18 protein-coding genes are annotated in these 17,687 nt (G+C 71.5%); 9 read left to right on the top strand and 9 right to left on the bottom strand.

All coding sequences use genetic code 11. From position 1 onward, the window contains the following. Positions 1-23: 23 nt before the first annotated feature. Positions 24-947 carry a YihY/virulence factor BrkB family protein gene (locus AC5WRT_RS03500; RefSeq protein WP_496092915.1) on the top strand — a complete coding sequence of 308 codons (924 nt, stop codon included), beginning with the start codon at positions 24-26 and terminating at the stop codon, positions 945-947. Here the strand turns inward: AC5WRT_RS03500 and AC5WRT_RS03495 are convergent. After that, complete coding sequence (locus AC5WRT_RS03495; protein WP_496092914.1) at positions 895-2,115, bottom strand: D-alanyl-D-alanine carboxypeptidase family protein; 1,221 nt, start codon at positions 2,113-2,115, stop codon at positions 895-897. The genes AC5WRT_RS03500 and AC5WRT_RS03495 overlap by 53 nt on opposite strands. A gap of 172 nt (positions 2,116-2,287) precedes the next feature. Here AC5WRT_RS03495 and AC5WRT_RS03490 point away from each other — a divergent pair, with 172 nt between their 5' ends. Continuing rightward, positions 2,288-2,527 (top strand): SCO4848 family membrane protein, encoded by a 240-nt coding sequence (locus AC5WRT_RS03490; protein ID WP_361982437.1) that lies wholly within the window; start codon positions 2,288-2,290, stop codon positions 2,525-2,527. Between the two features lie 211 nt (positions 2,528-2,738). Beyond that, complete coding sequence (locus AC5WRT_RS03485; RefSeq protein WP_496092913.1) at positions 2,739-4,298, top strand: ABC transporter substrate-binding protein; 1,560 nt, start codon at positions 2,739-2,741, stop codon at positions 4,296-4,298. On the opposite strand, the gene AC5WRT_RS03480 is transcribed toward AC5WRT_RS03485, so the two are convergent. The 7 genes from AC5WRT_RS03480 to AC5WRT_RS03450 all read right to left on the bottom strand — a co-directional run bounded on the left by AC5WRT_RS03480 (position 4,299) and on the right by AC5WRT_RS03450 (position 9,802). After that, positions 4,299-5,060, bottom strand: coding sequence for a TetR/AcrR family transcriptional regulator (locus AC5WRT_RS03480; protein ID WP_496092912.1), 762 nt, complete (start codon positions 5,058-5,060; stop codon positions 4,299-4,301). 39 nt (positions 5,061-5,099) lie between these two features. Next, a complete protein-coding gene (locus AC5WRT_RS03475; RefSeq protein WP_496092911.1) occupies positions 5,100-5,510 on the bottom strand; it encodes a VOC family protein in 411 nt (136 codons plus the stop codon). Between the two features lie 103 nt (positions 5,511-5,613). Beyond that, entirely contained in the window at positions 5,614-6,393 is a 780-nt protein-coding gene (locus AC5WRT_RS03470; protein ID WP_496092910.1) for a succinate dehydrogenase iron-sulfur subunit, read from the bottom strand. Continuing rightward, positions 6,393-8,147: a succinate dehydrogenase flavoprotein subunit gene (sdhA, locus tag AC5WRT_RS03465; RefSeq protein WP_496092909.1), complete on the bottom strand. Its 1,755-nt coding sequence runs from the start codon at positions 8,145-8,147 to the stop codon at positions 6,393-6,395. Before sdhA ends, AC5WRT_RS03470 begins: the two co-directional genes overlap by 1 nt. A 19-nt stretch (positions 8,148-8,166) precedes the next feature. Further along, complete coding sequence (locus AC5WRT_RS03460) at positions 8,167-8,649, bottom strand: succinate dehydrogenase hydrophobic membrane anchor subunit (protein ID WP_496092908.1); 483 nt, start codon at positions 8,647-8,649, stop codon at positions 8,167-8,169. A gap of 5 nt (positions 8,650-8,654) precedes the next feature. Next, positions 8,655-9,035 (bottom strand): succinate dehydrogenase, cytochrome b556 subunit, encoded by a 381-nt coding sequence (sdhC, locus tag AC5WRT_RS03455; RefSeq protein ID WP_496092907.1) that lies wholly within the window; start codon positions 9,033-9,035, stop codon positions 8,655-8,657. Between the two features lie 194 nt (positions 9,036-9,229). Beyond that, on the bottom strand, positions 9,230-9,802 hold the full coding sequence (locus AC5WRT_RS03450; protein ID WP_496092906.1) for a 2-oxo-4-hydroxy-4-carboxy-5-ureidoimidazoline decarboxylase: 573 nt from the start codon (positions 9,800-9,802) through the stop codon (positions 9,230-9,232). Positions 9,803-9,956: 154 nt separating this feature from the next. Here AC5WRT_RS03450 and AC5WRT_RS03445 point away from each other — a divergent pair, with 154 nt between their 5' ends. From AC5WRT_RS03445 to AC5WRT_RS03420, 6 genes are all read left to right on the top strand, one after another. Further along, a complete protein-coding gene (locus AC5WRT_RS03445; RefSeq protein ID WP_496092905.1) occupies positions 9,957-11,615 on the top strand; it encodes a beta-N-acetylhexosaminidase in 1,659 nt (552 codons plus the stop codon). Positions 11,616-11,706: 91 nt separating this feature from the next. After that, positions 11,707-12,258 (top strand): hypothetical protein, encoded by a 552-nt coding sequence (locus AC5WRT_RS03440; RefSeq protein WP_496092904.1) that lies wholly within the window; start codon positions 11,707-11,709, stop codon positions 12,256-12,258. 207 nt (positions 12,259-12,465) lie between these two features. Continuing rightward, positions 12,466-12,852, top strand: coding sequence for a hypothetical protein (locus tag AC5WRT_RS03435; RefSeq protein WP_496092903.1), 387 nt, complete (start codon positions 12,466-12,468; stop codon positions 12,850-12,852). A gap of 445 nt (positions 12,853-13,297) precedes the next feature. Then, positions 13,298-13,927 (top strand): RNA polymerase sigma factor, encoded by a 630-nt coding sequence (locus AC5WRT_RS03430; RefSeq protein WP_496092902.1) that lies wholly within the window; start codon positions 13,298-13,300, stop codon positions 13,925-13,927. Positions 13,928-14,497: 570 nt separating this feature from the next. Continuing rightward, on the top strand, positions 14,498-15,160 hold the full coding sequence (locus AC5WRT_RS03425) for an RNA polymerase sigma factor (RefSeq protein WP_496092901.1): 663 nt from the start codon (positions 14,498-14,500) through the stop codon (positions 15,158-15,160). Continuing rightward, positions 15,160-16,245 carry a hypothetical protein gene (locus tag AC5WRT_RS03420; protein WP_496092900.1) on the top strand — a complete coding sequence of 362 codons (1,086 nt, stop codon included), beginning with the start codon at positions 15,160-15,162 and terminating at the stop codon, positions 16,243-16,245. Before AC5WRT_RS03425 ends, AC5WRT_RS03420 begins: the two co-directional genes overlap by 1 nt. 617 nt (positions 16,246-16,862) lie before the next feature. On the opposite strand, the gene AC5WRT_RS03415 is transcribed toward AC5WRT_RS03420, so the two are convergent. Beyond that, positions 16,863-17,678: a L,D-transpeptidase family protein gene (locus AC5WRT_RS03415; protein WP_496094640.1), complete on the bottom strand. Its 816-nt coding sequence runs from the start codon at positions 17,676-17,678 to the stop codon at positions 16,863-16,865. Positions 17,679-17,687 lie beyond the last annotated feature (9 nt).

Below are 17,687 nucleotides of genomic sequence, written 5' to 3'. Positions count from 1 at the left end.
TGTCGGCGGGGCAAGGACGGACCATGGACTGGCTGAAGAGACTCCCCGGCATCGGGCCGCTCGTCGCCCGGCTGACGGAGACGCACGCCTGGCGCTGCTACGAGCGGCTCGACCGGGTGAAGTGGACGCGGCTGGCCGCCGCCATGACGTTCGTGAGTTTCATCGCCCTGTTCCCACTGCTGACCGTGGCCGCGGCGGTCAGTGCCGCCACGCTCAGCCCGGCCCGGCAGAAGACGGTCGAGCACAAGATCGCCGAGCAGTTCCCCGGCGTCCTGTCCAGTCACCTGGACCTCACCTCGCTCGTCGACAACGCGGGCACCGTCGGCGTCATCGCGGGCGCCGCTCTGCTGCTCACCGGCATCGGCTGGGTCAGCCAGGTGCGGGACTGCCTGCGCGCGGTGTGGGAGCTGCCCGACCAGCAGCAGAACCCGGTGGTGGCCAAGGCCAAGGACGCGGGCATCCTGCTCGGCCTCGGCGGGGCCCTGCTGGTCACGCTCGCCGCGTCCACGTTCGCGTCGGCCGCCGTCGGCGTGGTCTCCCGCCACCTCGGCCTGGCCGCCTACGGCTGGGGCAGTGTCCTGCTGCGGGTCGCCGCGTTCGCCGTCGCCGTCCTCGCCGACTTCCTCGTCCTGCTCTACGTCCTGACCCTGCTGCCCGGGGTCGAGCCGCCGCGCCGCCGCCTGGTGGTGGCCGCGCTGCTCGGCGCGGTCGGCTTCGAACTGCTGAAACTGCTGCTCAGCGGCTATATCCAGGGAGTCGCCGCGAAGAGCATGTACGGCGCCTTCGGCGTCCCTGTGGCGCTGCTGCTGTGGATCAACTTCACCGCGAAGCTGGTCCTGTTCTGCGCCGCCTGGACGGCCACGCGCAGTGCGGACGCGGGGCCCGGGGGCGGCGTCACGGACGCGAGCGGCGGCGCACCAGGTCCGGCAGCGGCCACCGGCGGTTGACCAGGAACGCCGCGCCGGCGAGCAGCACCAGCAGCCCGCCCGAGACGGCCGCGGCGGTGCCGACGCCCCGGGAGCCGGACTGCGCGCTCGCCCCTGCCACCGGCCTGGCACCGGACCCGCCGTCGCCCGCGGACTTCCCGGCGGAGGGGCCGGCCCCCGGGCTCGGCAGGGCGTTCTTCGGCGGCACCAGCTCGCCCACCGGCCTGACCTTGCCGTCCGCCTGGAAGCCCCAGTCGAACAGCTTGGCCGTCTCCTTGTAGACCTCGTTGTGCACGGCCTTCTCCGGGTGCATCACCGTGACGAGCAGCACCTTGCCGTTGCGCTCGGCGACGCCGGTGAAGGTGGCGCCCGCGTTGGTGGTGTTGCCGTTCTTCACACCCGCGATGCCCTGGTAGACGGGCACGTCGGTGTCGCCGCTCAGCAGCCGGTTGGTGTTCTGGATCTCGCGGGCGCCGAAGGTGGCACGCACGGTCGAGCAGTAGTCCCGGAAGTCCTTCTTCTGCAGCCCGGACCGGGCGAACAGCGTCAGGTCGTACGCCGAGGACACCTGGCCCGGCTCGTCGTAGCCGTCGGGGGAGACCACGTGCGTGTCCCGGGCCTGGAGCTCGTCGGCGTGGTCCTGCATGTCCCTGACGGTCTGCTCCACGCCACCGTTCATCGAGGACAGGACGTGCACCGCGTCGTTGCCCGAGCGAAGGAAGACCCCGAGCCACAGGTCGTGGACGTCGTAGGTGTGGCCCTCCTTTATGCCGACCACGCTGGAGCCGGCGCCCATGCCCGCGAGGTCGGACGGCACCACCTTGTGCGTCGAGCCCTTGGGGAAGCGGGGCAGCAGGGTGTCGGCGAACAGCATCTTCAGCGTGCTCGCCGGGGGAAGCCGCCAGTGCGCGTTGTGCGCGGCGAGCACCTCGCCGGACTCGGCGTCGGTGACGATCCAGGAACGGGCGGTGATGTCCTTGGGCAGCATTGGGACGCCCGGCGCCGGATCGACCTGGGTGCCGGGCTGTCCCAGCCGGGCGCCGCCCACGGTCGACATGCCGGCCGGGGGCGTGGCCGTCGGGAGCGGGGTGGGGGCGGCGAGGGCGGCGGGCGCGGTGGCGGACAGGGTCAGGAGGGTGGCCGACGTGATCAGCAAGGATCGCCGTCCGGTCTTCTTCAGTGCAGGCACGACCGGAAACGTACCTTTTGTCTGCTCTGATGTCCCATGACCCGCCTCACCCCCGACACGGGACCGACCAGCGAACGGCGATACTGGACGCAAGCTGTGCTCGCCCGGGGGACACCCCCCGGACCCCCGGGCGCCCGCGGGCGCCCGGTGATGCCTGGAAAGGTCTGACCCCGTGAAACTCAGCCGCCCGGTCTCCTGGTTCCTGCTCGCCTTCGGGGTGTGGTCCTGGGTCATCTGGGTCACTTTCGTCAAGAACCTGGTCAAGGACAGCAGCGGGCTCGCCTTCGACAACGGTCACCCGACCGCGTACTTCTGGGTGCATCTGCTGCTGGCGGTCGTCTCCTTCGTATTGGGGACGGTCATCGGGGTCATCGGGTTGCGCGGTCTGCGCGCACTGCGCCGGACCTCATAGCGGCGACCCGGAGGGAGCCCGCACCCCGGCCCCTGTGAAGACGCTGTGAAACCCGAGGAGAACAACGCCTGGGTAAGTTCTTGCACATCTGGTCAGAAAGCCCTTCCCCCAGCTGAAACAGGTGTGATTAGGTGAGCCGCGCCACTAGGGGAGTGGCGCATTCGTGCTGGCCAGGGGTAGGGCCTGTGAGGGGCCTGGGGAGGGCACCACCATGCGATCTGTTCGCATGCGCGTCGTCGTGGCACTGCTCGTGCTCGCGATCGTGGGAATCGGCGGCTGGCAACTGCTGCCGTCGCAGGGCGACAAGAACAGGACCATCACGGTCGGTACGACGGACGCCGTCACGGACCTCGACCCGGCCGGCGCCTACGACGCCGGTTCCTGGGCCTTGTTCAGCAACGTCTTCCAGTCGCTGCTGACCTTCGAGCCGGGCGGCGTGGAGCCGGTACCGGACGCCGCGAAGAGCTGCGCCTTCGTGGGCAGCGGCCTGAGGACGTACCAGTGCACGCTGCGGTCCGGGATCACCTTCCCGAGCGGGCGCGCGATGACGGCCGAGGACGTGAAGTACTCCTTCGACCGGGTCAAGAAGATCAACTCCGATGTCGGCCCGGCGTCGCTGTTCTCCCACCTCGCCTCGGTGACCGCCGACAGCGCGACGACCGTCACCTTCCACCTGTCCTCCCCGGACGCCACCTTCCCCTCGAAGGTGGCCACGGGCGCCGGCTCGATCGTGGACAAGGACGAGTACCCGGCCGATGCCCTGCGCAAGGGCACCACCGTCGACGGCACCGGCCCGTACACGCTGGCGTCGTACACGAAGGACCAGAAGGCCGTCCTGAAGCCGAACGCGCGCTACAAGGGCTACCTCGACGGCACCGGACGCCCGATCGAGCTGCGCTACTACCCCGACTCCGCGAAGCTCGAGGCCGCCTGGAAGGACCGGGAGGTCGACGTCGCCACCCGGACGCTGCCGCCGGACGTGCTCTCCCGGCTGAACCCGAGCGACCCCGACAACCGGGTCAACGAGTCCGACAGCGCCGAGACCCGCAACCTCTACCTGAACACCCGCGCGAACTCGCCCCTGCACGACGTCCGGGTGCGCCGCGCGATGGCCTGGCTGATCAATCGCGAGGAACTGGCCAGTACCGTCTACGAGGGCACGGTCGACCCGCTGTACTCGCTGATCCCGACCGGCATCATCGGCCACACCACCTCCTTCTTCGACGACTACCCGACCCAGAACGTGAAGAAGGCGCGCGAGCTGCTCACCCAGGCCGGGGTCAGCCTGCCGGTCCGCTTCACCTTCGGCTACGGCGTCGGCCGCGGCGCGGGCCAGGAGGAGGCCGCGGCCCTGAAGCGGCAGCTGGAGGCGGGCGGCCTGTTCAAGGTGGACGTCCAGGGCTACGAGTGGACCGACTTCCAGAAGCGCTGGGCCACCGGGAAGATGGACGCGTGGGCGGTCGGCTGGGTGGCCGACTACCCCGACCCGGACACCTTCGGCGCCGCGCTCGTCGGCACCGGCTCCACGATGAGCACCGGCTACAGCAACAAGCTGGTCGACCATCTCATCCTGGACAGCCAGCAGTACGCCGACCGCAGCCGGGCCGTGAACGACTTCCGGGACATCCAGGGGGACGTCGCCCAGGACGTCCCGCTGATCCCGCTGTGGCAGCGCAAGGAGTACGTGGTCAGCACCGAGGACGTGGGCGGCGGGCAGTACCTGGACGACGGCACCGGCGTCTTCCGCCTGTGGCGCCTGACCTGGATCTGATCAACCGGCGCTCTCCTCGGCCCCCTTGGTCCGCCCCTTGCGCGGATCCGGCAGCGTTCTCGTCATGCCGGGCAGGAAGTCCGTGAACAGTTCGTGGATCTCCAGGACCAGGGGGCGCAGCACCCGGAACCGGGCGAGCGCCACACCGCGGCTGGTCAGCCGGGCCCCGCGCCGGGCCAGCCGGTAGCTGCGCTCGCGCTCGTCCGTCCGGTCGAAGATCCAGTACAGCACCAGCCCCATCTGGGCGAGCCACATCAACTCCGGGAGGACATCCCGGAGTTCGGCGGGAACCTTGGTCCTCGACCCGGCCAGCACCTCCCGGTGGACGGCGATCGCCTGCTCGCGGGCGTGCTCGCTCTCCGGCGAGAAGGGGCTGAGCGGGCTGTCGGGATCGGCGGCGTTCTTGAAGAACTGTACGGCGAACTCGTGGTACGGCCGGGCGATGTCGAGCCAGACGGTCAGCACGCCCGCGAGCCGCGCCTCCAGGTCGGTCTCCCGGTCCAGGACCTTGCGGACCGCCGCCCGGTGCTCGGCGGCGATCCGGTCGTAGAAGCCCTGGATCAGGTGTTCCTTGCCCTCGAAGTAGTAGTAGGCGTTGCCGACCGAGACCCCGGCCTCCTGGGCGATGGCCCGCATGGTGGTCTTGTCGTACCCGCGCTCCTGGAACAACCGCATCGCGGTCTCGAGGATCAGCGCGCGGGTCTGCTCGGACTTGCTGCTGGTGGGGCCGGCCGCCTTGGGGCCGTCGTTCTTCGCGGGCACGGTGCCGAGCCTAACGAGTGGCACGGGCACCCGGGGTGCTCAGCCCCGGCGGCCCAGCTCCGGACGCTTGGTGTAGTCCGTGAGGCCGAGGATGTTGCCCCACGGGTCGGCGATCTCCACGGTCCAGCCGGTGGCCACCGGGAACACACCGTCCAGCGGCTCGATCCCGGCGGCGGCCAGCTCCCGCGCCGCCAGCCGCGCGTCCGGCACCTCCAGCCAGACCCGCGGCGCGGGCCAGGGCGGCGTCCGCCGCCCCAGCTCCTCCTCCAGGCGCAAGAGGATCCCCGGCGTCTCCGCACCGACCCTCAGCAACGCGATCCCGCCCTCGTCGAACCGGAACCCCACACGGAACCCGGCCCGCTCGTAGAACTCGACGGCCTTCCCGAGGTCGCCGACGGGAAGCAGGACGTTGTCGAAGCCGAGCAGCTCGCAGGACGCTTCGTCTGACATGTCGTCAGATTAGAGCCGCAAGGCGTGGAATTCCCGGCAAAAACGCCCGAGGGCCCTGCTTCCGGAGGATCGGAGGCAGGGCCCTCGGGGACGGCCGGGACGATCAGTAGCGGCGCGTGATCAGCGCGCGCTTGACTTCCTGGATCGCCTTGGTGACCTCGATACCGCGCGGACAGGCGTCCGTGCAGTTGAAGATCGTACGGCAACGCCACACGCCGTCACGGTCGTTGAGGATCTCCAGGCGCTGCTCGCCCGCCTCGTCACGGCTGTCGAAGATGAAGCGGTGGGCGTTCACGATCGCGGCCGGACCGAAGTACTGGCCGTCGCTCCAGAACACGGGGCAGGACGACGTGCACGCGGCGCACAGGATGCACTTGGTGGTGTCGTCGAAGCGCTCGCGGTCCTCGGCGGACTGCAGCCGCTCGCGCGTGGGCTCGTTCGTCTCCTTGGTGACCAGGAACGGCATGACGTCCCGGTACGCCTGGAAGAACGGCTCCATGTCCACGACCAGGTCCTTCAGGACCGTCAGGCCCTTTATGGGCTCGACCGTGATCGGCTTCTCGGGGTTGATGTCCTTGATCAGCGTCTTGCAGGCGAGGCGGTTCTTGCCGTTGATCCGCATCGCGTCCGAACCGCAGATGCCGTGGGCGCAGGAACGCCGGAAGGTGAGGGTGCCGTCGATGTCCCACTTGATCTTGTGCAGGCCGTCGAGGACACGTTCCTTCGGGTCGATCTCCAGCTGGAAGTCTTCCCAGGTCGCCTCCGCCGAGACCTCCGGGTTGAACCGGCGGACCCGGAAGGTGACCGTGATGTAGGGGGAGTCGGCGAAACCGGGCTCGGGCTTGCCGGCCGCCTCTTCCTTGTCCAGAACAGGGGTAGCCATCAGTACTTACGCTCCATCGGCTGGTAGCGGGTCTGGACGACCGGCTTGTAGTCGAGACGGACGGTTTCCGAGCCGTCGGCGCCGACCTCGCGGTACGCCATGGTGTGGCGCATGAAGTTGACGTCGTCGCGGTTCGGATAGTCCTCGCGGTAGTGACCGCCGCGGGACTCCTTGCGGGCCAGGGCCGACACCGCCATGACCTCGGCCAGGTCCAGCAGGTTGCCCAGCTCGATGGCCTCCAGCAGATCCGTGTTGAACCGCTTGCCCTTGTCCTGGATCGCCACGTTCTTGTAGCGCTCCTTGAGCTCGGCGATCTTCTCCACGGCCGTCTTGATCGTCTGCTCGGTGCGGAACACCATGACGTTGGCGTCCATGGTCTCCTGCAGCTCCCGGCGCAGGGTGGCCACGCGCTCGTTGCCGGTGGAGCTGCGCAGCCGCTCGAGCTGTTCGACGACGAAGGACTCCGGGTTCTCCGGCAGCTCGACGTGGTCCGCCTTCGCCGAGTACTCGGCGGCGGCGATGCCGGCGCGGCGGCCGAAGACGTTGATGTCCAGCAGCGAGTTGGTGCCGAGACGGTTGGCGCCGTGCACGGAGACACAGGCGACCTCGCCGGCCGCGTACAGACCCGGGATGACGGTGGTGTTGTCCGCCAGGACCTCACCCTCGACGTTCGTCGGGATGCCGCCCATCGCGTAGTGCGCGGTGGGCTGGATCGGAATCGGGTCGGTGTACGGCTCGATGCCGAGGTAGGTCCGCGCGAACTCGGTGATGTCCGGGAGCTTGGCGTCCAACTGCTCCGGCGGCAGGTGGGTGAGGTCGAGGTAGACGTGGTCGCCCTCGGGACCGCAGCCCCGGCCCTCGCGGATCTCGGTGTAGATGGAGCGGGACACGACGTCACGGGACGCCAGGTCCTTCATGACGGGAGCGTACTTCTCCATGAAGCGCTCGCCGTCCTTGTTGCGCAGGATGCCGCCCTCGCCGCGGGCGCCCTCGGTGAGCAGGATGCCCATCCGCCAGATGCCGGTCGGATGGAACTGGAAGAACTCCATGTCCTCCAGCGGCAGTCCCCGGCGGTAGACGGCGGCCTGGCCGTCACCGGTGAGGGTGTGTGCGTTGGAGGTCACCTTGAAGAACTTGCCGCAGCCGCCGGAGGCGTAGATGACGGCCTTCGCCTGGAAGATGTGGATCTCGCCGGTCGCCAGCTCGTATGCCACCACACCGGCGGAGCGCTTGACCCCGTCGACCTCGGTGATCAGCTGGTCCAGGACGTAGAACTCGTTGAAGAACTCCACGCCCTCCTTGACGCAGTTCTGGTACAGCGTCTGGAGGATCATGTGGCCGGTGCGGTCCGCGGCGTAGCAGGACCGGCGGACCGGGGCCTCGCCGTGGTTGCGGGAGTGACCGCCGAAGCGGCGCTGGTCGATGGTGCCGTTCGGGGTCCGGTTGAACGGCAGGCCCATCTTCTCCAGGTCGAGGACGGCGTCGATGGCCTCCTTCGCCAGGATCTCCGCGGCGTCCTGGTCGACCAGGTAGTCACCGCCCTTGACCGTGTCGAAGGTGTGCCACTCCCAGTTGTCCTCCTCCACGTTGGCGAGCGCGGCGGCCATGCCGCCCTGCGCGGCGCCCGTGTGGGAGCGGGTGGGGTAGAGCTTGGTCAGCACGGCGGTGCGGCTGCGCTTCGTCGCCTCGATGGCGGCACGCATGCCCGCGCCACCGGCGCCGACGATGACGGTGTCGTACTTGTGGATCTTCATAGTTCTCGCAGCCCCGTGCCTAGCGGATGTTCGGGTCGAAGGTGAAGATCACCAGCGTGCCCAGCAGGATGGTCCACACCGTGGCGGTGTACAGCAGGGCCTTCAGCCACATGCGGGAGCTCGCGCGTTCCGCGTAGTCGTTGATGACCGTGCGCAGGCCGTTGGCGCCGTGCAGCATCGCGAGCCACAGCATCAGCAGGTCCCAGACCTGCCACCAGGGGGAGGCCCAGCGGCCGGCCACGAAGGCGAAGCCGACCTTGGACACACCGCCGTCCAGCACGAGCTGGATCAGCAGGTGACCGATGACCAGGACGACCAGCACGATGCCGGACAGGCGCATGAACAGCCAGGCCGCCAGCTCGAAGTTGCCCCGGGTCGACTTCGGGGTCTTCTTGGTGCGCTTGCGCGGCGCCTCGATCAGCGGGGCCGGGTTGTCGACGGAGTAACCGGCGGTCCCCTCGACGGGGCCGACTCCGGAAGCGGGGGTTTCAGTCGTGGACATCGGCGTCAGCTCCCAAACAGGACACGGGCGGCGTGGCCGAGGACCGGGTAGATCGCCCCGAGCATCAGCACGATCCAGACGCCCATCACGGCCCAGAACATCTGCTTCTGGTAGCGCGGGCCCTGCGACCAGAAGTCGACGGCGATGACGCGCAGGCCGTTGAGCGCGTGGAAGAGGATGGCGGCGACGAGGCCGTACTCCAGCAGCGCGACGATCGGCGTCTTGTACGTGGCTACGACCTTGTCGTAGGCCTCGGGAGAGACACGCACGAGAGCGGTGTCCAGCACGTGAACGAACAGGAAGAAGAAAATGAGGACGCCGGTGACTCGGTGAGCCACCCAGGACCACATTCCTTCCCGGCCGCGGTACAGCGTTCCAGCCGGCACGGAAGAACCCTCCGGGAGCGGGGACTGAGGGCCGCGCCGGCTTCGGTGTCGGTCGGGCCCGGCCGGGTACGGTCCACCGGCCCCCAGCATCGTAGCGAGACGCCGCGCCGTGCTTTACGGGGGGCCTACCTGGTGTGATCAAATTGGCACCGGATGGGGGAGCGGCCTGGCGGCCGCCGGGCCGCGGGGCCCCGTCACGGGCCGTGTGCGGGTGCGTTCGCGCCGATCACGCCCCGCGGAGCGGTCGCCGGCCGAGCCGGCCCCGCGCCGCTGAGGGACGCCGTCAGTCTCGCCCTCGCGAGGCGCCGGAGCTCGTCCGCCGCCCTGACCCGTTCCTCCTCGGGATCGTTCGTCAATCGTGACCGGATGCCTTCGAGGACGCGGTCGAGGGATTCCTCCGGCGGGGCATCACCCAGATAGATGACGAACGCGTGCCCGAACCGGGCCTCGTAGGCCGCGTGGGCCGCGCCCAGCGCCATGTGGGCGGCCGAGTAGGCGTCCGCCGGCAGCTCGGGAAGGGACTCTCCCGCCAGAGCCTCCGTGAGATCCGCCGGTGCCAGGTCGTACGCCGCCTCGTCCGCCGCGGCCAGGAGGGAGCCCAGATCCGGATAGGGGCGGTGGTACGCGACGCGGTGGGCCCAGCGCAGGCTGCGCAGGCAGTGCAGCAGGAGCGCCCGCGCCTCGTCGGCGGGAGCCGCGTTGAAGGCGTCGAGGGGCTTGGGGATCGAGGGGAGACGGTGGGCGGCCAGCGTGGGTCCTCGCGTCACAGGGGGCGTGGCAGGGGATGCTGTGAAATGTGTGTCGTCAGGTTATCGAGAGTGGTCACTGTGTATCGGTGAGGTACCTGAAATTCACTCGGAAGGAAGAGTTTCCGAGCGTCTCGATGACGGTTGACGGCCGGACCGGCCCTACGTTGGCAGGATGATCCAGCACAGGCGCCGTGCTCCGGTGCAGCAGGTGATGCGGAAGCGTGCGGTCGTGGCCGTAGCGGTCGTCGGGACCGTCGCGCTCGGCACGGGGGTCGGCGTGTGGGCCTCCTCGGGCGGAGGCGGCGGCAGGCCGGACGGAGGCGCGGCCCCGCCGGAGTCGTCGTCCGGCAGCGCGGCCGGTACGGCACCGGGCACGGCGGCCAGGACCCCGGCGGGCCGCACCAGGTCCTATCCGCTGTCCCGGGCACCGCGGACGATCCCCGCCGTGCGCTCCCACACCGCGGCGCGCGGACCGGGCTGGAAGCCGCGGAAGACGGACCGGGTGGTCGTCAGTGACGGCGAGCTGGCCGACGAGGGCCGGCTGATCGCCGGTGAGCTGGGGCTCACCTACGCGGGCGAGAAGGACGACGTGCGGGCGGGGGACGTCCGGCTCGCGCTCGGCGGCGGCGGGAACCAGGAGTCGTACACCATGACCGTCCGCCACGGGCGGGTCGACATCAGCGGGCCGGGCGAGGCCGGCGTCTTCTACGGCACCCGTACGCTGAAGCAGGAGGTCCACGGCGGCGGTACGGCTCCGGAGGGCGTCGTGCGCGACGAGCCGGCCAAGCCGGTGCGCGGGTTCGTGCTGGACATCGCGCGCAAGCCGTTCTCCGAGACCTGGATCGAGGACCGGATCCGCGAGCTGGGGGACCTGAAGTTCAACGAGCTGGGGCTGCACTTCTCCGACGACCAGGCGTTCCGGATCGAGTCCAGCACGCACCCCGAGATCGTCTCCAAGGATCATCTGACCAAGGCGCAGGTCAGGAGGATCGTGGCCCTGGCGAACAGCCGGCACATCACCGTCGTCCCCGAGCTGGACTCGCCGGGGCACCTGGGCGCCGTCCTCGCGGCCCACCCCGACCTGCGGCTGCGCAACGCGAGCGGGGTCGTCACCAAGGGCGCCATCGACATCTCCGACCCCGCCTCCGCGAAGCTCGTCGACGACCTGCTGGACGAGTACGCGGGCCTGTTCACCGGCAGCCAGTGGCATCTGGGTGGCGACGAGTACCAGGCACTGACCGTGAAGGACCCGCAGGCCTCCTATCCCGGGCTCGCGGCCGCCGCCCGGCAGAGGTTCGGCGCCGGCGGCACCGTCGCCGACCTGACCACGGCCTGGCTCGACGACCGCGCGAACACCGTCCGGGCCCACGGCAGGACCATGCGGGCCTGGAACGACGGTTTCCACCGCGGTACGTCCGTGCAGGCGGCCAAGGACCTCCAGGTCGCGTACTGGACCGGTAAGGAGATCGGCGCCCGGCAGCCGGAGGAGTACCTGAGCGCGGGCCGCAGGGTGCTCAACTACAACGACGAGTTCCTCTACTACGTCCTCGGCCAGCCGCAGACCTTCGTCTATCCGACCGGTCAGCGGATCTACCAGCAGTGGAACCCGCGGGTGCTGCGCGGTACGACGGCCGTGCCGGCCCGGTACGACGGCCAGATCCTCGGCGGCTCGTTCGCCGTGTGGGGCGACTTCCCGAACGCCCAGACCGAGGCCCAGGTCGCGGCCGGCATCCGGATGCCGCTGCGGGCCACCGTGCAGAGACTGTGGGACCCGGGCACGCCCCCGTTGTCCTGGGCCGACTTTCGGAGTCTCGCGAACCGGCTTGGCTGAAAAAGGTACTGTGACACTCCCGCGCCGTACCACGCAGTAAAGGGAAGTGCGGGCTCCGTAACGGTCGGTGCCCCGGCGAGGGAGACATTTCATGAGCCTGGTGGAACTGATCGCACAGGCCGACGAACGTGGACTGGCCGCCGGCGGGTTGGCTTGTTTGGATCGGTGTCTGCCGTTGCTCGGCGCCGACGACGAGCTGCTGCGGCCTCTGTGGGCGAGCCTCGCCGACGGCTCCGACTGGGGGGCGAGCCTGGACAAGGCACGCGCCGCGGTCCCCGCCGGGGAGCCGGACAGCGAGGCCGCGCTGCTCGCCCGCCGCATGCTGGACGCCGCCCCCGACGACCGGACCGCCGACGCGGTACGGCAGTGGGCCGACGCCTGCTCGGTCGCCTCCCTGCGCATCCACCGGCTCCTCGACCCGGCGGCGGACGGCGCGTCGACGGACGGCCTCGACGCCGGGCGCGCGGGGGACACGGCGGACCTGCCTCCCCTGGTCGCGGCGGAGTTGCGGCGGCAGACGGCGGTGCTGGAACTCCTGGCCGAGCACGGGGTGCAGGGCCTGCGCCGCGCCCTGGACCTGTCGATCGAGGGGCGGCGGGTACTGCGGGCGGTCGTCTCGCGCCGGGAACGCGCCGGGTCCTGACAGGCAGCCGCACCGGTGGCGTCCGGGTGACCGCGCGCGGTCCGCCGCGTCCCGGCGGGGCGGCGCAGGTCAAACCCCTGCCGTGCGCAAGTCCTGTGACTGTGCTGCGGCGGATGTGGGGTAGTTCCGCACGTTCGGCGAAACGCCTGGGAACCCGGTGACGCCGGAGCGGAGCGCCTCGCTCTTCCCTATGTGACGACCCAATACGTGACAGCACAGCAGGAGACCAGGCCGCACGCGGCGGCGAAGCCCGCGCGCTGGGCCGCGGACGCCGTGGCGACGATGCGGGAGGGCGCCCGGATCCGGCTCGACTACTCGGCGCAGAGCCTGTGGCGGATCGACCGGATGATCGAGGAGATACGCCGCGAGGAACCGCCGTTCGCGGCCGTCGAGAGCGTGCTGCGCGGCTTCGGCGCCTACGCGGGCGAGGTGATCGTCCGCCACAGTGGCGCCGAGTGGTGGGCGAGCGGCGGCGAGCACTGGGTGCGCACCCCCGACGGCCGGCTCTGGGACCCCCTCGACGAGGCCCGGCGCGCCTACGACGGCCACGGCTCGCTGCGCCTGCTCTGCCGGGACGCGACCGGCTCGCGCTGACCGGCCGGAGGCCCGGCACGCGCGGCGGGCCCCCGGGAGCGTCACGGGTCGGGCCGGTGCCGAGGGCCGCGTCGGTGGGCGTGTCGGGGGGCGTGCCGAGGACAGGACGGTCAGCGACACCGCCGTACCGAGCCGCTTGCCGCTCTCGGTGTGGTCAGCGGTTCAACCGACAGCCAACTGGAATACGGGAAAGGTGAATTACTCACCCGGAAAGCCGGACAGGAATTCGGTGCTGCAGCCAACTCACCTGGCTCCGCGGTGATTTCGGCTGTGACGCCGAAGGCCGGCGAACGCCGCCGGCGTCGCCGGCCGCCGGCTGTGACAAATCCGTGGGCGTCGGCGCTGATCACCGTGGGACATGGAGCGCGTGCGGCCGTGTCGCACGACGTGGATCCGGTGCGAGCGCGGGAACGGGTCCTGGGCTGGGTACGGACGAGGACGGTTCTTGGGTCACGGAGGGGAACCACGCCGTCGGCAGGCGTACGACGGCGAGCTGGGCGCGGCCGTCGCGCGGGCCCAGGACGGCGACGAGACCGCCTTCGCCGTGGCCTATCGGCTCGTGCAGCCGGGACTGCTCGGCTATCTGCGGGGCCTGGTCGGCGAGGACGCCGAGGACGTGGCGTCCGATGCCTGGCTGGAGATCGCCCGCGACCTGGGCCGGTTCCGGGGGGACGGCGCCGGCTTCCGCGGCTGGACCGCGACCATCGCCCGGCACCGGGCCCTGGACCATCTGCGCCGCCGGCGGATACGGCCGCAGGCCGCACCCCTGGAGCAGGACGCGCTGAACGTGCCCGGTCCGCTGAGCACCCACGACCAGGCCCTGGAGTCGCTGTCCACCGAACGGGCGCTGGAGCTGCTGCGCAGGCTGCCGCGCGACCAGGCCGAGGCCGTTCTGCTCCGGGTGGTCGTCGGCCTCGACGGCCCCGCCGCCGCGCGCGTCCTCGGCAAACGCCCCGGCGCCGTCCGGACGGCCGCACACCGCGGGCTGAAACGTCTCGCCCGGCACCTGGGAGAGACGGACACGGCCCACGAGGACGGTGGGCGGGACGGACGACGGCCTTCGGACGCCGGGTGAGCCGACTGGACGACACCGCCGCGAGCCGTATCCGTACGGAGGCGGTGACGGCGCTCCTCGCGAGGGCACGCGTCGGCCTCGACGAGCCGGCGGCGGCTCGCCACCGAGGCGGGCGGCGGAAACAGGGTCGCGGCTCACCGTGCGACCGAGGTGGCGAACGCCACGACCGGCAGCGGCGAAAAGCAGAGGAACGCCGATAAATCGGGTAAGTCGGGTGCCGAGTCGGCCCCGAACGGCGGGACCTCGAAGGCGCAGGCGGTCAGTGGCCGCCGAGCGGGGCCGGTGACGGGCGTCGACGACCGGTGGCCGTCCGGGAAAGGCAACGGCCGGGGCCGCCACCCCCCACAGGAGAGGCCCCGGCCGTCGCGCGGACGGGCCGCGCACGGCCCGTACCCTCTACAGCGCCGTGCGTGCCCTTTCTGTCACACCTGGCCACCGCCGGCCCTCACCCTGCGCACATCCGTACCCGGTCACGAGTTAGTTGCATCTTCTACGGACATGGACGAGGAGCGGTTTCACGCCGTAACGTGCCTTTCGCGCCGACCGGGATACAGGCGTAAAGGGAGTCAGGTGCTGGGGGACGACGCGGAGCTGACCGCCGCGGTGCGATCGGCACAGAACGGTGACGAGACCGCGTTCCGTACTGTGTACCGCGCGGTGCATCCACGGCTGCTCGGATACGTGCGGACACTGGTCGGTGACGCCGACGCCGAGGACGTGGCCTCCGAGGCCTGGCTGCAGATCGCCCGCGACCTCGACCGGTTCAGCGGAGACGCCGACCGGTTCCGTGGCTGGGCCGCACGGATCGCCCGCAACCGCGCCCTGGACCACATACGCATGCGCGGCCGCCGCCCTGCCATAGGCGGCGACGAGACGGAACTGAACGGCCGGCCCGCCGAGTCCGACACGGCGGGCGAGGCCATCGAGGCCCTGACCACCGGCAGTGCCCTCTCCCTCATCGCGCGGCTCCCGCAGGACCAGGCCGAGGCGGTCGTCCTGCGCGTGGTGGTCGGCCTCGACGCCAAGAGCGCCGCCGAGACCCTCGGCAAACGCGCCGGCGCCGTACGCACCGCGGCGCACCGGGGCCTGAAGCGGCTCGCCGAGCTGCTCGGCGACGATCCGGAATCGGCGGGCGTGCTCGGCGCGCTCCCGACCCAGCGAGAACCGCGCCGTGGCGCGGTGTCGTCCGCAACTGTGACGGATACGCGTGCGCGGACGCAGAAGGACATGTGATGGCCGACGAGCAGTACAAGTGGCTGAACCGTGAGACGGCGGAACGCCTGTTGCGCGGTGAGTCGCTGGAAGCCGTCGACGCCTCCGCCCGTGACCAGGCCGAACGTCTCTCCGCGGCGCTCGGCGCGCTGTCCGCGGAGGCGGCCCCCGCCCCCGGCGAACTCCCCGGCGAACAGGCCGCCCTCGCCGCGTTCCGCAAGGCCCGCGAGGCCGCCGACGCCGAACCGGCCGCCACCCGCACCTCCGGCTCCCGCGTCCACGGCACCGGGGCGGGCCTGGTCCGCATCGGCGCCCCGGCCCGTACCGGAATCCCGGCCCGCCGCACCCGCTGGGGCCGCCCGGTGCGCCTGGCGCTCGCCGCCGTGGTGGCCGTGGGCACGGTCGGCGGGGTCGCCATGGCCGCCGGGACCGGGATCCTGCCCACGCCGTTCGCGCCCGAGCGCCCCGGACCCGCCGCCTCCGTCTCCGCCGACGGCACCTCCGGCCCACCGCTGTCCTCGGCCTCGCCGCAGGCCACCCCGGGCACGCCCCCGGGGCCCGCGGTGCCGAGCGGCAGCGCGGGCGCGGGCCGCGGCGGCACCGGCGAGGCCGTGGGGCCGGACGACCGCACCGGCACGAACAGCCCCTCCGGCTCCGGCGCGCCCACCGGCACCTCCGGCAACCGGTGGAAGGACACGGTCGGAGCCTGCCGCGACCTCCGGGACGGCAGGCTGGACCCCGGCCGCCGACGCGCTCTGGAGAACCTGGCCGGCGGCGGTCCCCGGGTGAGTGGGTACTGCAAGACCGTCCTGGCCACGGTCGGTTCGGACGAGGGCGCGACGGACGGCGGCAAGGGCGCCGCGAACGGCGGCGGAAACGGCGACGGCAAGGGCAGGGGCGACGAGAACGGCCAGGGCGGCGACGACGGCAACCCCGGCCGGGGCGGCGACGGCCACGCGGGCAACGGTCAGGGGAAGGGCGGCGGCAAGGGCCACCACGGCGAGGCAGCCGCACCCGCCCCCACCGCCTTCGGCCCGACCCACTCGGCCCACACCACCGCCACCACCCTCGGCCCGACCCCGAGCCCGACGTACACGGCACTCTGACCCCGACCGGCACGGCAATCCGCACCCTGCCGACACGGAGTCCTGACCCCGGCCGCTCCGACGCTCTGACTCCGACCGGCACGGCCCTGCGCACCTTGCCGGCACGGTGCTCTCGCGCCGGTCGCCCCGGTGCTCCGAGCGCGACGGGCAGGGTTGCGGGTGTGTGACCGATGCGGGCACTTCGCGGGGTGGAGTGGGGCGGCCGTGGCTGTTCGACTCCGACCGGCGCGGCCCTGCGTGCCCTGCCGACTCGGTGCCCTGGCGCCGGTCGCCCCGGTGCTCCGAGCGCGACGGGCACGACCTCCGCACCCTGCCGGCACGATGCCCTCGCCTCCGCCGGCCCGGCCCCCTCGACCCGCCGGCGGCGGTCCCCGCCTCTTCCACCCTCCCTTCCTGCACCCCGCCTGACCTGCTGATTCGCGGTCACGAAAAATTCTCCGTGCGGGGTGTGACGTTTTTGGCGCCCGGTACGCAGTACTGAGTGAGCCGACTGGTCATCGGCCGTCGCACCGAGCCGGGGTTCCCCCCGTACCCACGGCTCGTGCACCCGGCGCGGGCGGGACACGTTCCCCCGGTCCCGCCCGCGCCCCGCAATCCCACTTCGGGCCGTGGACGCGTCACCCGTGGACGACGACCTTGTCGCCCACCCTCACCTGCGCGAACAACTCGGCGATCACCGTCTCGTCCCGCACGTTCACGCACCCGTGCGAGGCGCCCGCGTAGCCGCGCGCCGCGAAGTCGTGGGAGTAGTGCACGGCTTGGCCCCCGCTGAAGAACATCGCGTACGGCATCGGCGAGTGGTAGAGCGTGGACACCCAGTTCCGCGCCTTCCAGTCGACGTGGAACACACCCTCCCGGGTCGGCGTGTACCGCGCCCCGAACCGGACCGCCGTCGTCGAGATCGTCCGCCCGTCCACCATCCAGCGCAGCGTGCGCGTCGTCTTGTCGATGCACAGGACGCGCCCGGCCATGCAGCGCGGGTCGGGCGCCCCCACCGGCTGACCACCCATCAGGTACAGCCCCCAGGTCCCCGGCGGGTGTGTCATGGCGACCAGCCGCTGCCAGGTGACGGTGTCGGTCCGCCCGGTCCGCGGCAGCCCGCGCTTGCCCTGGAAGCCCCGGACGGCCCGCTCGGTCGGATCGTCGTACGACCCGGTCGGCCCGTCGAACAGCCAGTCCAGCTGGCGCAGCCGGGCCTGCAGCTCTCGTACGCCAGGCCCGCTGTCCCCGCGTGACCACAGCACCCGGACGGGCGCTGCCGACGGCCGCTGGGCCGTCCGGGTGGGATCCGCCGCCCGGCCTCCCGGGGTCCGGACGTGCGTGGGTGCCGGAGGTCTTCCGTCGGTGTCCACGGGCCGCACGGTGCAGCCGCACAGCGCGGTGAGGGCGGCGGCCGCGGCGAGCACGGCGGCGGGTCTTCCCGATTTCCTCATGCCCGGATG

It is taken from the genome of Streptomyces sp. NTD91 (assembly GCF_059510455.1).
This window is presented reverse-complemented; position numbering and strand designations above follow the sequence as displayed.

What these genes read in the sequence shown, in the direction of transcription:
- AC5WRT_RS03460 (WP_496092908.1), bottom strand. Translation starts at nt 8,649, where the DNA reads ATGTCCACGACTGAAACCCCCGCTTCCGGAGTCGGCCCCGTCGAGGGG.
- sdhA (WP_496092909.1), bottom strand. Translation starts at nt 8,147, where the DNA reads ATGAAGATCCACAAGTACGACACCGTCATCGTCGGCGCCGGTGGCGCG.
- AC5WRT_RS03420 (WP_496092900.1), top strand. Translation starts at nt 15,160, where the DNA reads ATGGCCGACGAGCAGTACAAGTGGCTGAACCGTGAGACGGCGGAACGC.
- AC5WRT_RS03470 (WP_496092910.1), bottom strand. Translation starts at nt 6,393, where the DNA reads ATGGCTACCCCTGTTCTGGACAAGGAAGAGGCGGCCGGCAAGCCCGAG.
- AC5WRT_RS03445 (WP_496092905.1), top strand. Translation starts at nt 9,957, where the DNA reads ATGATCCAGCACAGGCGCCGTGCTCCGGTGCAGCAGGTGATGCGGAAG.
- AC5WRT_RS03475 (WP_496092911.1), bottom strand. Translation starts at nt 5,510, where the DNA reads ATGTCAGACGAAGCGTCCTGCGAGCTGCTCGGCTTCGACAACGTCCTG.
- AC5WRT_RS03440 (WP_496092904.1), top strand. Translation starts at nt 11,707, where the DNA reads ATGAGCCTGGTGGAACTGATCGCACAGGCCGACGAACGTGGACTGGCC.
- AC5WRT_RS03500 (WP_496092915.1), top strand. Translation starts at nt 24, where the DNA reads ATGGACTGGCTGAAGAGACTCCCCGGCATCGGGCCGCTCGTCGCCCGG.
- AC5WRT_RS03485 (WP_496092913.1), top strand. Translation starts at nt 2,739, where the DNA reads ATGCGATCTGTTCGCATGCGCGTCGTCGTGGCACTGCTCGTGCTCGCG.
- AC5WRT_RS03415 (WP_496094640.1), bottom strand. Translation starts at nt 17,678, where the DNA reads ATGAGGAAATCGGGAAGACCCGCCGCCGTGCTCGCCGCGGCCGCCGCC.